Origin of the sequence: Pseudomonas alcaligenes, assembly GCF_041729615.1 — a bacterium.
Taxonomy (GTDB): domain Bacteria; phylum Pseudomonadota; class Gammaproteobacteria; order Pseudomonadales; family Pseudomonadaceae; genus Aquipseudomonas; species Aquipseudomonas alcaligenes_B.
In genome coordinates this window covers 4,041,161-4,055,387 of the sequence record NZ_CP154874.1, presented here as the reverse complement: position 1 = coordinate 4,055,387, position 14,227 = coordinate 4,041,161, and the positions used below count along the sequence as shown (strand labels likewise).

Genomic DNA, 14,227 nt, shown 5'->3' with positions numbered 1-14,227 from the left:
GAGTAGCCTGCTTCCCGGATTGCATCCGGGCTACAGGCTATGCGTAGGGCGGGAGAAACCCGCGCATTGCGGCTCGCGGGTTTCACCCGCCCTACGGCCCCGGGGCTCAGAGCCAGAACTTCAACCCCACCACCCAGGCCCCCTCCTCGTCATGCTCGCCCTCCTCGCGCAGCCAGTCACCCGTGCGGCCGTAGCTCTTCTCCCAGACATAGCCGACATAGGGCGAGAACTGCGGGCTGACCCGGTAGTTCAGGCGCAGGCCCGCCTCCAGGGTACTGCCACCGGCGCCGACGCCCAGGTCGCGGTCGTCGGCCAGCGCCAGGTCGTACTCCAGCTTGGGCTCCAGCACCCAGCGCTGGGTCAGCAGCAGCTCGTACTCGGCCTCGACGCGCAGCGAGGGGTCGCCGCGCTCGCTGACGAACAGGTTGGCGTCCAGCTCGATCCACTGCGGCGCCAGGCCCTTGAGGCCGAACACTGCATAGGCGCGCGAAGGCCCCGGCTGGTCGTCGTGGCGCAGGCCAGCCTGCCAGTCGAAGAACTCGCTGGCCATGCGCCGGTACAACAGCTGGGTCTCGCTGGACTCGGTAGGCCCGCCGTCGGCGCGCTCACCACTGCTCTTCAGCACCGCCTTGTGCAGGTCGTTGCCATAGGTCGCCTCCAGCTCCCAGGCCAGGGCCTGCTCGTCACCGTCGAAGCGCTGCTCCAGATGATCGACGGCCAATTTGGCCACCGGCATGGCGTCCATATGTTGTTCCATGGCCAGCGCCGGGGTGGCCAGCAGCAGGGCCGGCAACAGATTAATGGTGCGCATGTTCGCTCTCCTTGGCCGCCGGTTGCTCGCTGTAGAACGGCTGGGTACTGCCATCGGCCGCCTCCACCACGATCTTGCGGAACATGCCGCTGCCCATGTGGTAGATCAGGTGGCAGTGGAAGGCCCACTCGCCCATGGCGTCGACCGGCACGTCCACTTCCAGGGTCTGCCCCGGCGCCACGTTGACCACGTGCTTGAGCGGGTTGAATTGGCCGTTGCCCTTGTCCAGCTGCATCCACATTCCGTGCAGGTGCATGGGGTGGTTCATCATGGTCTGGTTGACGAAGCGGAAGCGCACCCGCTCGCCGAACTTGAGGCGGATCGGCTCGGCCTCGGAGTACTTCACGCCGTTGAACGACCAGAAGTAGCGTTCCATGTTGCCGGTCAGCTGCAGTTCGATGGTACGGTCCGGCGCTCGGTAGCCGGCGGCCGGGCGCATGGCCTTGAGGTCGCCGTAGACCAGCACCCGTCCACCCTCCACCGGCTCGGGGGCGATACCGCTGCCGGCGGCGTAGTCCGGATTGTTCGCCTGGGCCATGGCCGCGTGGTTCATCGTGCCATGGTCCATGCCGGCCATCTGCGAATGGTCCATCCCAGCCATCTGGGAATGATCCATACCCGCCATGCCCGAGTGATCCATGCCACCGTGGTCCATCCCGGCATGGGCCATGCCCATGTCGGCCATGGTCAGCAGGCGCGGCTCGCGCAGCGCCGGCACTTCGCCCTGCATTCCGGGACGCGGCGCCAGGGTGGCGCGGGCATAGCCACGCCGGTCCATGGACTCGGCGAACAGGGTGTAGGCCTTGTCCTCACGCGGCTGGACGATCACGTCGTAGGTCTCGGCCACGGCAATGCGCAGCTGATCCACCACCACCGGCTGCACGTCGTTGCCGTCGGCCTGCACCACGGTCATGGCCAGGCCGGGGATGCGCAGGTCGAAGTAGCTCATGCCCGAGCCGTTGATGATGCGCAGGCGCACACGCTCGCCAGGCTTGAACAGCGCAGTCCAGTTCTGCTCGCTGTCGCGGCCGTTGACCAGGAAGCGGAAGCCGCTGACATCGGCGATGTCGGTCTTGGCCATGCGCATGTTGCCCCAGTCCCAGCGGTCCTTGAGCGCCGCGCCCCAACCATCGCGTTTGGCGTCACGGAACAGATCGCCGAGGGTCGGCTGCTGGTCGTTGTAGTAGTCGGCCTGCTTCTTCAGGTTGGCCAGGGTGCGCTCCGGCTTCTCGTCCTGCCAGTCGAACAGCAGCACGGTGTACTCGCGGTCGTAACGATACGGCTCGCGCTTCTTCGGCTCGACGATCAGCGGGCCGTAGATACCCTCCTGCTCCTGGAAGTCGGCATGGGCGTGGTACCAGTAGGTGCCGGACTGGTTGAGGGTGAAGCGGTAGGTGAAGGTCTCGCCGGGCTGGATGCCGGGGAAGCTGATGCCCGGCACGCCGTCCTGGGTGTAGGGCAGGATGATGCCGTGCCAGTGCAGCGCGGTCATGCGGTCGAGCTTGTTGGTGACGGCGATTTCGACTTCCTCGCCTTCCTGGAAGCGCAGCTCCGGGGCCGGGCTCTGGCCGTTGACGGTCAGCGCCGGACGCGCGCCGTCGGAAAAGCGCACCTGGCCCTCGTCGATCACCAGTTCGTAACGGCCGGCCTGGGCGGCCAGGCTCAGGCCCAGCAGGCCGGTGGCAAGGAGCAGGCGTTTCACGGCTGCACCTCGACACTGCCGACCATGCCCGCCTGGTAGTGCCCGGGGATGTTGCAGGCGAACTCCAGGCCGGTAGCCTGGGCGAATGTCCAGGTCAGCTCGGCGCTCTGCCCGGGCTCGAGCATCACCGTGTTGGGGTCGTCGTGGGTCATCTTGCCGTGCTGCATGCCGCTCATGTCATGCTGGCTGTGATCCATCTTGCTCATGTCGTGCTGCATGGAGGTCGGCGTCAGCATGCCCATCTGCTGCATCGCCAGCATGTGCTTCTGGTGCTCGGCATGCATGGCGGCGTCGCCCAGGCTGAACTCGTGCAGCAGCGCGCCCTCGTTCTTCAGCACGAAGCGCACGGTCTCGCCGGCCTTGACCTGCACCGAGGCCGGTTCGTAGTACATGTCGCCCAAGGTGATCTCGACGGTGCGATCGGCATCGGCCGCCTTGGCCGGCTTGCCGAAAGCGTGATGGCCTTTGTCTGCCAGCGCCGGCAGGCTGAGGGCACAGAGCAGCGGCAGGAGAAAACGTGCGGACATGGGGTGGTGCTCCATCATTGGAAGAGTTGCCACTCTAGGCCGGGACAACTGGCGCGAAGCTGACGCAAAGATTACAACTTTGTCAGCTTGGTTCATTCAGGCCGGCGCCTCGCGTATAAAGCCGGCAACGTCCCTGTCGAGCCCAGACTGTGAGTCCCAGATGAAACTGCTGATCGTCGAAGACGAACCCAAGACCGGCCATTACCTGCGCCAGGGCCTGGCCGAGGCAGGCTTCGCCGTGGAGCTGGCCGGCGATGGCATGAGCGGCGAGCAGCTGGCACTGTCCGGCGAGCATGACCTGCTGATCCTCGACGTGATGCTGCCCGGTCGCGACGGCTGGCAGATCCTGCGCAGCGTGCGCGCGGCCGGGCTGGACGTGCCGGTGCTGTTTCTCACCGCCCGCGATGCGGTGGAAGACCGCGTACGCGGCCTGGAGGCCGGCGCCGACGACTACCTGGTCAAGCCCTTCGCCTTCACCGAGCTGCTGGCGCGGGTGCGCACCCTGCTGCGCCGCGGCCATGGCATCCCGCAGGAGCACCAACTGCAACTGGCCGACCTGTCCCTGGACCTGCTGCGCCGCCGCGCCGAGCGTGGCGGCCAGCGCATCGAGCTGACCGCCAAGGAGTTCGCCCTGCTGGAACTGCTGCTGCGTCGCCAGGGCGAGGTGCTGCCCAAGTCGCTGATCGCCTCGCAGGTGTGGGACATGAATTTCGACAGCGACACCAACGTCATCGAGGTGGCCATCCGCCGCCTGCGCGCCAAGGTCGACGACGGCTTCACCCAGCCGCTGATCCACACCGTGCGCGGCATGGGCTATGTCCTCGAGGCGCGCGCCTGATGTCCCTGGCCAATCGCCTGGCCCTGCTGTTCGCCGCCTGCACCGCCGCCGTGGCGCTGCTGGCCGGCGTCCTGTTCAGCCGCGCCAGCGAGATGCACTTCATCGAGCTGGACCAGCAGCAACTGCAGGGCAAACTGGCGGTGTTCACCGAGCTGCTGCAGGGCGTGACCAGCACCATGGCGCTGGCCGCGCGGCGCCCGGCACTGGAGCAGGAGCTGCAGCGCCACCCGGAACTGGCGCTGCGCATCGAGGGGCCGGACGGCCAGGTCTGGTTCAGCAGCCGCTCGCTGCCGGACAGCCTGCCGCACACCCAGCACTGGAATCACCAGGACACGGCCTACCGGGTGATGAACGCGAAGCAGGGCGACCTGCGCCTGACCCTGCTGCTGGACATCACCCACCACCAGCATTTCCTCGAGCAGATGCAGCGGCTGATCTGGCTGTGCGTCGGCCTCTCGGCCCTGGCCACCGCCCTGCTCGGCGCCTGGGTCGCGCGCCGCGGCCTGCGTCCGCTGCGCCAGATGACCCGGGTGACCCAGCAGGTCTCCGCCAGCTCGCTGACCGCGCGCCTGCCGGCGGAAGCCCTGCCGGCCGAGCTGGGCGAGCTGGCCGAATCCTTCAACGCCATGCTGGCGCGCCTGGAAGACGCCTTCGCCCGCCTCTCGGCCTTCTCCGCCGACATCGCCCACGAGTTGCGCACGCCGCTGTCCAACCTGCTCACCCAGACCCAGGTCATCCTCAGCCAGCCGCGCGCCCTGGAGGACTACCAGGAAGCCCTGCACTCCAACCTGGAGGAGCTGCAGCACCTGGCGCAGATGGTCGGCGACATGCTGCTGCTGGCCAAGGCCGACAACGGCCTGCTGCAGACCCGCCGCGAGACGCTCGCCCTGGAACGCGAACTGGCGGCGCTGGCCGAGTACTTCGCGCCCCTGGCCGAGGAGGCCGGGGTGCGGCTGCAGGTCGATGGCCAGGCCGGGCTCAGCGCCGACCGTGGCCTGCTGCACCGCGCCCTGAGCAACCTGATCGACAACGCCCTGCGCTTCACCCCGCGTGGCGGCGAGCTGCGCCTGAGCGCCGCACAACAGGGCGCCGGGGTGCGCATCGAGGTGGCCAACCAGGGCCCGGAAATTCCCGCCGCACAGCGCGAGCGCCTGTTCGACCGCTTCTACCGCGCCGACCCGGCGCGCCGCGAAGGCGGCGCCGAGCATGCCGGGCTGGGCCTGGCCATCGCCCGCTCTATCGTCCAGGCCCATGGTGGCGCTATTCGCTGCGAGTCGGCGAATGGCTGGACACGCTTCATCCTGGAACTGCCGGTGACGGCACAGGGCTGAGCCAGCGCCGCAGACTAGGGCGGTGTGCAACCCAGGGTCAGCTCCAGCGGTGCGCTGGGGTAACTGCCACTGCTGAAAATGGCGCTGCACTGCACGGGCGGCAAGGTGCGCAGAAAGTCCGCATCCGGCTGGGCCTGCAGCTCGCCTTGCGGCAGCAGGCCGAGCTCGCGCACCTCTCTCGGGGCCAGGCGCAGGGGCGTGCCATCGATACTGCCGACCACGACAAAAGGATTGGGGTTGCGCACCGTCAGCACCCGCAAGCGCGGCGAGGCGCCGGGGAACAGCGTCTCCAGGCGGGTGCCCGGCCAGCTGGCACGCCCCCGGCACTCGTAGGCATTGGCCGCCGTGCGTACCAGCTCGGGATCGACCACCTCGACCCGCGCGTTCAGGTCGATGCGCCCCAGCCAGTCCGGGTGCCCGGCGCGATTGCCCTCGGGATCCGCCACTTCGCTGAGAAAGGCGATATCGGTGGTTTCCTGCACCACGAAGGTCCGCTCGCCGCGATGCTCGACAATGTCTTCGGCCGCCGCCAGCGGCGGAGTCGGCTCCGGGGTGATACGGATACGGGCATTGAAGTCGGGCTGGCAACCGCGATTGCTCGGTGCTGCGCATTCGCTGCGGCGCTCCTGCTCGTCGGCGATGGCCGAACACAGGTTGCAGTAGCCGTCCAGGCAGATGCTGCCGCCGACCGTGCAGTCCAGGCTGGAGCTGCAGCTCTGCAACTCGGGCAGGTTACCGTTGGGGAAGCGACAGAAGCTCGACTGGCGCGGACGCTGGGTGTCCCAGGCGATGGTCACGGTATCGCCCGGGCAGGCCAGGGCCGGCGTGGCGGTGAATTCGCCACCGGGCATGGCGGCCAGCCCCGCGCGATTAAGAGTGCAACCGGAGAGCGACAGAGCGATGAACAGAACCAACAGAAGCGGCTTCATGACGGGGCCTCCCTGCGAACGATGCCTGGATAAGGCATAGTCGCCAGGCCCCGTCACGCCAACCGGCACTGACCAGCGGCGCGAATCAGGCAGTCTGCGGTTCGTCCTGGTGCACGGCGATCGGCCGCCAGCGGCGCAGCAGCATGTACAGGGTCGGCACCACGAACAGGGTGAAGAAGGTGCCCACCAGCAGGCCACCGACGATGACCATGCCGATCTGCTGGCGGCTCTCGGCGCCGGCGCCGCTGGCGATGGCCAGCGGCACCGCGCCGAGAACCATGGCGCCGGTGGTCATCAGGATCGGCCGCAGGCGCTGCAGCGCCGCCTCCAGCACCGCTTCGCCCAGCTCGCGGCCCTCGCGCAGCAGGTAGTTGGCGAACTCGACGATGAGAATGCCGTGCTTGGTGATCAGCCCGATCAGGGTCACCAGGCCGACTTGCGAGTAGATGTTCAGGGTGCCGCCGAACAGGGTCAGCGCCAGCAGCGCGCCGGCCATCGACAGCGGCACGCTGAACAGGATGATCAGCGGGTCGAGGAAGCTCTCGAACTGCGCCGCCAGCACCAGGAAGATGAACACCAGGGCCAGCACGAAGATCAGCGCCACCCCGCTCTCTGACTCCTTGAAGTCGCGCGAGGTGCCGGTGTAGTCGAACTGGGTGTCGGGAGGGAAGATCGCCCGCGCCCGTTCCTCCAGGTGATCCAGCGCCTGACCCAGGGTGTAGCCGGAGCCGACGTTGGCGGTGACCGTCACCGCGCGCAGCTGGTTGAAGTGGTTGAGCTCGCGCGGCGCCACCGTCTCGCGCACCTCGATCAGGTTGGACAGCTGCACCATGCTGCCGTCGCGGCCGCGCACGTAGACGCGGTTGAGGTCGTCGGGGTTGCTGCGGTCGACGTCCTGCAGCTGCACCAGCACGTCGTACTGCTCGCCGTTCTGCTTGAAGCGGGTCACCTGGCGGCTGCCGAACAGGCTCTCCAGGCTGCGGCCGATGGTGGCCACGTCGGTACCCACGGCTACCGCCTGCTCACGGTTGACCGTGACCTTGAGCTGCGGTGTGTTGAGCTTGAGGTCGCTGTCCAGGCTCTCCAGCCCCGGGTAGTCGCGCACCTCGGCCAGCAGCTGTTCGACGTAGGGCTGCAGCTCGGCGTATTCCAGCGAGGAGCGGATCACGAAGTTGACCGGCTGGTTGCGCGCGCTCTGCCCCAGCGGCGGCCGGTTGATCGGGAAGGCGCGCACACCAGGGATGTCCTGCAGCTTGGGCAGCAGCTCGTCGCGGATCTCGAACTGGCTGCGCTCACGCTCGTCCCAGTCCTCCAGCTTCATGAACGACAGGCCCTGGGCCACCGTGGGGAAGCCGACGATGACCATGTAGCGGTTGGTCTCGGGGATGGCGGCATAGGCCTCCTCCAGCTGCTTGGCGTAGCGGCTGGTGTAGCCGAGGGTGGCGCCGTCCGGCCCGTTGATCGAGCCGACGATGGTGCCGGTGTCCTCGGTCGGCGCCAGTTCGCTGCGCAGGCCGAGGAACAGCCAGGCGCACAGGGCGAGCATCGCCGCCAGCACCACCAGCACCAGCCACCAGGCGCGCAGTACCCGCTGCAGCAGGTGCCCATAGCCCTGGTTCAGCCGCTCCAGGCCGTGCTCAATGAGGTTGTACAGGCGGCTGTGGTGCTGCTGCGGCGAGTGCGCCTTGAGCAGGTAGGCGCACATCATCGGCGACAGGGTCAGGGCGACGAAGCCGGACACCAGCACGGCGCCGGCCAGGGTCCAGGCGAATTCGGTAAAGAGCTTTCCCGTCGTGCCCTGCATGAAGCCGATCGGCGCGTACACCGCGGCCAGGGTTAGGGTCATGGCGATCACCGGGAAGGCGATCTCGCGGCTGCCGACAAAGGCCGCCTGCAGTGGGCGCATGCCCTGCTCGATGTGCCGGTGGATGTTCTCCAGCACGACGATGGCGTCGTCCACCACCAGGCCGATGGCCAGCACCATGGCCAGCAGGGTCAGGGTGTTGATGGAGAAGCCCATCAGCGCCATCAGCGCGCAGGCGCCGATCAGCGACACCGGGATGGTCACCAGCGGGATCAGGGTGGCTCGCAGCGAGCGGAGGAACAGGAAGATGATCAGGATGACCAGCAGCACCGCTTCCCAGATGGTGGTGTAGACGTTATCGATCGACTCGCGGATGAACTGCGAGTTGTCGTTCGACACCTGCATCTGCATGCCCTCGGGCAGCAGCTTGCGGATGCTCGGCAGCGCCTGCTCCAGGCCATCGGAGATGTCCAGCGGGTTAGCCGTGGCCTGCTTGATCATCCCCACGGCCACCGCCGAGCGGCCGTTGAAGCGCGCCAGGGTGCGCTCGTCGGCGGCGCCGATCTCGGCGTGGCCGACGTCGGCCAGGCGCAGCAGGTAGCCGCGCGAGTCGTCGAGGATCAGCTGGTTGAATTCCTCGGGGGTCTGCAGGTCGGTCTCGGCCAGCACGGAAAACTCGCGCTGCACCGACTCGATGCGCCCGGCGGGAATCTCCACGTTCTGCCGGCGCAGGGCGTCCTCCACGTCCTGCACCGTGAGGTCATGCGCGGCCAGCTTCTCCGGATCGAGCCAGATGCGCATGGCATAGGTGCGCGCCCCGCGAATCAGCACTTCGGACACGCCGGGAATGGTCTGCAGGCGATCCTGCACCACCCGCTCGATCACGTCGGTGATCTCCATGGCGGAGAAGCGCTCGCTGTAGAAGGCCAGCCAGATCACCGGCTGGGCGTCGGCCTCGACCTTCTGCACCATGGGCTCGTCGATCTCGTCCGGCAGCAGGCTGCGCACCCGACCCAGGCGGTCGCGCACGTCGTTGGCCGCCTCGTCGGAGTCGGTGCCGAGGCGGAACTGCGCGGTGATCTGGGTGTTCTCCGAGCGGCTGATGGAGCTGACGAAGTCCAGGCCCTCGATGCCCGAGAGCACGTCCTCGACCGGCTGGGCGACCTGCGATTCCATGATCTCCGGGCTGGCGCCGGGGTACATGACGTTGACCGTGACGATCGGCACGTCGATGTTGGGGTATTCGCGCACCGCCAGGCGCTGGTAGGCCAGCAGGCCGAGCAGCACGATGATCAGCGACAGCACGGTGGCGAACACCGGCCGGCGGATGCAGACATCGGACAGGCTCATTGCACCTCACCCCGCGGCGTGCTGCGCACCTCGCGGCCCGGCGCGACCTTCTGCCAGCCGGCGCTGATCAGCGTCTCGCTGCCGTCCAGGCCCTCGACCACCTCGGCCTTGCCGCGCTGGCGCTGGCCCAGGCGGATCTGCCGGCGCTCGACCTTGCCGTCCACCACCAGGTTGACGAACAGCAGCTGGCCCAGCGGCATCACCGCCTCTTCCGGAATCAGCAGGGCCTGCGGGCGCTCGGCGAGGATCACCGAGACCTTGACGAACTGCCCGGGCTTGAGGCGCTGGTCGGCATTGGCCACCTGCGCGCGCAGCGCCTGGCTGCGGCCGACTTCGTCCAGACGCGGGTTGAGGGCGATGATCTCGCCACGGAAGCGCTCGCCGGGATAGGCGTCCAGGCTCAGCTCGATGGCCTGGCCCAGGCGCACCTGGCTGACCGCCTTCTGCGGGATGCGGAAGTCGACCTTGAGCGGGTCGAGCACTTCCAGGTTGACGATATTGTCGCCGGCGCTGAGGTAGTCGCCGGCGCTGACCAGGCGCAGGCCGAGCACGCCGTCATAGGGCGCGCGGATCTGCGTCTTGTCCAGGCGCGCCTGGGCCAGGGCCAGGCTGGCGCGCGCCGCCTGCAGCTGCGACTGCGCCTCGTCAAGGGTCTGCGCATTGCTGGCGCCGCGCTTGAACAGCATCTGCGTGCGCTCGAAGCTCTTCTCGGCCAGGTCCAGGTTGGCGCGGGCCTGGGCCAGCTCGGCGCGGGCGATGGCGTCATCCAGGCTGACCAGCAGATCGCCGGCCTTGACCGCCTGGCCCTCGCGGAACTGCAGGCTGGCGACGCGGCCGTCGACTTCCGGGCGGATCATGGTCGACTCGTCCGAACGCAGCGAGCCGAAAGTCACCAGCTCGTCACGCACCAGCGCCCGCTCGGGCTGCACCACTTCCACCAGTGGAGGTCGCTCAGCCAGGGCCGCAGGCGCGGCGATGGCGAGCAGGGAAGCGATGAACAGGGCGTGACGGCGGCGGGTAGTCATCGAGCGACCTCTTGTTGTCCAAGAGGTCGAGTCTAACGATGCCGACCGGGCTTGCCGACCGCCGAAAATGTTACGCGATGCTTACTGGCGCATACCGCGGCCGCTCTTCAGCAGGCGAATGCAGACGACGTAGAGCACCGTGCTGGCCAGCAGCATCATGCCGATGGCGATGCCGATGTTGATGTCGGACACACCAAGGATGCCGTAGCGGAAGGCGTTGACCATGTGCAGGATGGGGTTGGCCAGCGACACCGTCTGCCAGAACTCGGGCAGCAGGCTGATCGAGTAGAACACCCCGCCCAGGTAGGTCAGCGGCGTCAGCACGAAAGTCGGGATGATCGAGATATCGTCGAAGTTGCGCGCATACACCGCGTTGATGAAGCCACCCAGGGAGAAGGTGATGGCGGTGAGCAGGATCACCAGCACGGTCACGCCCAGGTGGTGTACCTGCAGCTGGGTGAAGAACAGCGACAGCAGGGTGACGATGAAGGCTACCGCCAGGCCGCGCAGGGCGCCGCCGATGGTGTAGCCGATGAGGATGGTGTGCGGCGATACCGGCGATACCAGCAGCTCCTCGACGTTGCGCTGGAACTTGCTGGAGAAGAAGCTCGACACCACGTTGCTGTAGGAGTTGGTGATCACCGACATCATGATCAGGCCGGGCACGATGAACTCCATGTAGGAGTACTGCCCCACCCCGCCGACCTGGCTGCCGATCAGGCGGCCGAAGATCACGAAGTACAGGGCCATGGTGATGGCCGGCGGCAGCAGGGTCTGCGCCCAGATGCGCATGAAGCGCCGCACTTCGCGGCGCACTATGGTCTGCAGGGCGACCCAGTTGGAGGCGAGTTCCGGGCTCATTTGGCCACCTTTTCCAGGTTCTTCTCGACCAGGGAGACGAACAGCTCCTCCAGGCGGTTGCTCTTGTTGCGCAGGCTCAGCACCTCGACCTTCTGCGCCGCCAGCTGGCGGAACAGGTCGTTGATACCCTGACTCTTCTCCACCTGCACTTCCAGGGTGTGGTCGTCGACCAGCTGCGCCGGGTAGCCGGTGAGCTGCGGCATGACCAGGGTCGCCTCCTTGAGGTCGAGCAGGAAGGTTTCCACGTGCAGCGTCTTCAGCAGGTCCTTCATGCTGGAGCGCTCGACGATGCGGCCGTGGTCGATGATGCCGATGTTGCGGCAGAGCTGCTCGGCCTCCTCCAGGTAGTGGGTGGTGAGGATGATGGTGATGCCCTGCTGGTTCAGCTCGGTGAGGAAGCTCCACATCGAGCGGCGCAGCTCGATGTCGACGCCGGCGGTGGGCTCGTCGAGGATCAGCAGGCGCGGCTGGTGGATCAGCGCGCGGGCGATCATCAGGCGGCGCTTCATGCCGCCGGACAGCTCGCGCGAGGCGTTGTTGCGCTTGTCCCACAGGCCGAGCTGGGTCAGGTACTGCTCGGCGCGCTCCCTGGCCAGCTTGAGCGGAATGCCGTAGTAGCCGGCCTGGGTGGTGAGGATGTCGAAACACTTCTCGAACTGGTTGAAGTTGAACTCCTGCGGCACCACGCCCAGGCAGCGCTTGAGCCCGGAAGGATCGCGGTCAAGGTCATGGCCGAACACCTCGACCGTGCCGCCGCTCTTGTTCACCAGGGTGGAGAGGATGCCGATGGTGGTGGACTTGCCGGCGCCGTTGGGGCCCAGCAGGGCGAAGAAGTCGCCCTCTTCCACCTCCAGGTCGATGCCCTTGAGGGCCTGGAAGCCATTGGCGTAGGTCTTGGTCAGCTGCCGGATGGACAGTGCGGAGGTCATGTAAGTGCGCTTACTCGGCAAGGGGATGGCTTAGATAAGGTCATGAGGCGGCATTTGCAACCTTTGGTTACAGGCTAGCCTGCCCGCAATCGGCGCGGGATGAAAGCCACGACGGCCGATGATGACTATCGACAGCACGCATGGACGGCGGGACAGGGCGCAGCGCTCGCTCTATACTCCGCGCCCGTTTTCCCGACTCAGGACCCTTGCCATGGCCTCGACCTACCTCGACCACCACCTCGCCCTGCTCGCCCACCTGCGTGGCATCCTGGTCGCCCTGGGTGAAGCCGAGCAGGTGGAGGACGATGCCCACGCCCTGTTCCTCGAACGCTTCGATGAACTGCTCGCGCAGCTGCCGAACGATACGGAAGGCAGCCTGTACCTGGGCCAGGACCTGATCAGCCAGGTATTCCACCGCTACCCGCAGATCGCCCACCTGGTGCCGCGCGACCTGCTGTGGTTCTTCGGCGGCGACTGCCTGCACTTCATGCCGGACGAGGAGATCGCGCTGTTCCAGCGCCTGGACGAGCGGCGCTTCGAGGCCGAGGAGAACGGCGAGCCGTTCGACTGGAACCAGGAAAAGCAGCTGCTCGCCCTGCCCGCCGAGAGCGCCAAGCACTGACAACGAAAAGCCCCGCATCAGCGGGGCTTTTTCATGGCCTTGAAGCACAAACGAAAACGCCGCTCGATTGAGCGGCGTTTCGTGAAACTGGAGCGGGAAACGAGACTCGAACTCGCGACCCCGACCTTGGCAAGGTCGTGCTCTACCAACTGAGCTATTCCCGCATGGCGTCCCCTAGGGGACTCGAACCCCTGTTACCGCCGTGAAAGGGCGGTGTCCTAGGCCACTAGACGAAGGGGACGTGGCCCGGAGCTTACAACAGCTTCCCGGTGTTGCCGGTCGGTGTTACCACCCACCGTCTAACTCTAATCAAAACGCCGCTACAGGAGCGGCGCCTCGTGAAACTGGAGCGGGAAACGAGACTCGAACTCGCGACCCCGACCTTGGCAAGGTCGTGCTCTACCAACTGAGCTATTCCCGCATGGCGTCCCCTAGGGGACTCGAACCCCTGTTACCGCCGTGAAAGGGCGGTGTCCTAGGCCACTAGACGAAGGGGACGTGGCCAGGAGCTTATAACAGCTTCCCGACTTTCCGCAGCTCGGCTTTCGCCAACACGCTGAAAGTGGCGCGCATTCTATGGAGCCTTTCGGAGAGCGTCAACCCTCAATCAAAACTTTTTCTAAATCAAAGACTTCGGATCATAAATTGATACAGCGCTATGAGCAGCGCGGCCAAGGCACTACACTCGGGGAAAAAGAAGCGTACGGGAGGTTCCAGGGTGTCCCCACTCGTCATCACCGCCTTGATAGTCGCCGGCATAGTGGTGCTGTTCGCCATTGGCTACATCAATCACATGGTGGAGAACAGCAAGCTGGAGAAGGCTCGCCTCAGGGCCGACCTCAACGACCGGGTACGCCGCAGCCGCGATGTTTCCGAGAACATGCCGGGGCAGCTGATGAGCCCCGCCCTCAAGCATCTGCTCAGTCGCTTCGAACTCTATTACGGCGAGCGCCTGCAACCGCTGGACAAGCAGAACGCCAACCTGCGCAACCGCATCGCCGAGCTGCGCGAGCTGGTGGCCAAGAACGACGCCATTCCGGTGCGCAACCCGCCGCAACAGATCATGACCGAGGCCAAGGCCAAGGACATCCGCTTCCTCCTCGAGAACCTGCACGGCCAGATCAATCGCGCCACCCAGGACAAGCTGCTGTCGGCCAACGAGGCCAAGCGCTGGCTGGGCGAGATCCGCCACATGCTGGTGCAACTGCACTTCGAGTTCTTCAGCAACCTCGGCCAGCAGTCCCTGCAGCAAAACCATCCCGGCCAGGCCCGCCTGGCCTTCGAGCGTGGCGTGCAGTACCTGCGCAAGCAGCCCGACCCCGCCCGCTACCAGGCCCAGCTGCAACAGCTGGAGCAGCAGCTGGCACGCGCCAACGCCGTGGTACTGGAGAAGGCACAGCCCAACCCCGATGAATCCAGCGAGCTGACCGAGGGACTCAAGTCCATCGAGGAAGACGACTGGAAGAAAAAGAACATCTACGACTGACCTCTCCCCCGG

At 66.5% G+C, this 14,227-nt stretch carries 12 protein-coding genes and 4 tRNA genes; 4 read left to right on the top strand and 12 right to left on the bottom strand.

The genetic code is table 11. From position 1 onward, the window contains the following. Positions 1-106: 106 nt before the first annotated feature. The 3 genes from AAG092_RS19655 to AAG092_RS19645 are packed head-to-tail and all read right to left on the bottom strand — an operon-like array spanning position 107 to position 3,040. A complete protein-coding gene (locus AAG092_RS19655) occupies positions 107-811 on the bottom strand; it encodes a copper resistance protein B (protein WP_373387985.1) in 705 nt (234 codons plus the stop codon). Then, positions 798-2,513 (bottom strand): copper resistance system multicopper oxidase, encoded by a 1,716-nt coding sequence (locus AAG092_RS19650; protein ID WP_373387984.1) that lies wholly within the window; start codon positions 2,511-2,513, stop codon positions 798-800. Before AAG092_RS19650 ends, AAG092_RS19655 begins: the two co-directional genes overlap by 14 nt. Beyond that, complete coding sequence (locus AAG092_RS19645; RefSeq protein WP_373387983.1) at positions 2,510-3,040, bottom strand: plastocyanin/azurin family copper-binding protein; 531 nt, start codon at positions 3,038-3,040, stop codon at positions 2,510-2,512. The genes AAG092_RS19650 and AAG092_RS19645 overlap by 4 nt, the downstream gene beginning before the upstream one ends. A gap of 160 nt (positions 3,041-3,200) precedes the next feature. Between AAG092_RS19645 and AAG092_RS19640 the strand changes: the two genes are divergently transcribed. Beyond that, positions 3,201-3,878, top strand: coding sequence for a heavy metal response regulator transcription factor (locus AAG092_RS19640; protein WP_373387982.1), 678 nt, complete (start codon positions 3,201-3,203; stop codon positions 3,876-3,878). Continuing rightward, positions 3,878-5,209 (top strand): heavy metal sensor histidine kinase, encoded by a 1,332-nt coding sequence (locus AAG092_RS19635; protein ID WP_373387981.1) that lies wholly within the window; start codon positions 3,878-3,880, stop codon positions 5,207-5,209. Before AAG092_RS19640 ends, AAG092_RS19635 begins: the two co-directional genes overlap by 1 nt. Positions 5,210-5,223: 14 nt before the next feature. Here the strand turns inward: AAG092_RS19635 and AAG092_RS19630 are convergent, their stop codons facing one another. The 5 genes from AAG092_RS19630 to AAG092_RS19610 form a co-directional block, all read right to left on the bottom strand. After that, positions 5,224-6,138 carry a hypothetical protein gene (locus AAG092_RS19630; protein ID WP_373387980.1) on the bottom strand — a complete coding sequence of 305 codons (915 nt, stop codon included), beginning with the start codon at positions 6,136-6,138 and terminating at the stop codon, positions 5,224-5,226. Between the two features lie 85 nt (positions 6,139-6,223). Further along, positions 6,224-9,292: an efflux RND transporter permease subunit gene (locus AAG092_RS19625; RefSeq protein ID WP_373387979.1), complete on the bottom strand. Its 3,069-nt coding sequence runs from the start codon at positions 9,290-9,292 to the stop codon at positions 6,224-6,226. Continuing rightward, positions 9,289-10,317: an efflux RND transporter periplasmic adaptor subunit gene (locus AAG092_RS19620; RefSeq protein ID WP_373387978.1), complete on the bottom strand. Its 1,029-nt coding sequence runs from the start codon at positions 10,315-10,317 to the stop codon at positions 9,289-9,291. Before AAG092_RS19620 ends, AAG092_RS19625 begins: the two co-directional genes overlap by 4 nt. Positions 10,318-10,398: 81 nt before the next feature. Beyond that, the gene (locus tag AAG092_RS19615; protein WP_021701599.1) at positions 10,399-11,178 is read right to left on the bottom strand and encodes an ABC transporter permease; all 780 of its coding nucleotides are present in this window, start codon (positions 11,176-11,178) and stop codon (positions 10,399-10,401) included. Then, entirely contained in the window at positions 11,175-12,107 is a 933-nt protein-coding gene (locus AAG092_RS19610) for an ABC transporter ATP-binding protein (RefSeq protein WP_373387977.1), read from the bottom strand. The genes AAG092_RS19615 and AAG092_RS19610 overlap by 4 nt, the downstream gene beginning before the upstream one ends. Before the next feature lie 211 nt (positions 12,108-12,318). On the opposite strand from AAG092_RS19610, the gene AAG092_RS19605 reads away from it, so the two are divergent. Then, positions 12,319-12,729 (top strand): PA2817 family protein, encoded by a 411-nt coding sequence (locus AAG092_RS19605; RefSeq protein WP_373387976.1) that lies wholly within the window; start codon positions 12,319-12,321, stop codon positions 12,727-12,729. Between the two features lie 88 nt (positions 12,730-12,817). On the opposite strand, the gene AAG092_RS19600 is transcribed toward AAG092_RS19605, so the two are convergent. From AAG092_RS19600 to AAG092_RS19585, 4 genes are all read right to left on the bottom strand, one after another. Further along, positions 12,818-12,893, bottom strand: a tRNA-Gly gene (locus AAG092_RS19600). A 1-nt stretch (position 12,894) separates the two neighbouring features. Beyond that, positions 12,895-12,970, bottom strand: a tRNA-Glu gene (locus AAG092_RS19595). 104 nt (positions 12,971-13,074) lie between these two features. Then, positions 13,075-13,150: transfer RNA gene (locus AAG092_RS19590), tRNA-Gly, on the bottom strand. Between the two features lies 1 nt (position 13,151). Beyond that, positions 13,152-13,227: transfer RNA gene (locus AAG092_RS19585), tRNA-Glu, on the bottom strand. A 220-nt stretch (positions 13,228-13,447) separates the two neighbouring features. On the opposite strand from AAG092_RS19585, the gene AAG092_RS19580 reads away from it, so the two are divergent. Beyond that, a complete protein-coding gene (locus tag AAG092_RS19580) occupies positions 13,448-14,215 on the top strand; it encodes a hypothetical protein (protein WP_110682012.1) in 768 nt (255 codons plus the stop codon). Positions 14,216-14,227 lie beyond the last annotated feature (12 nt).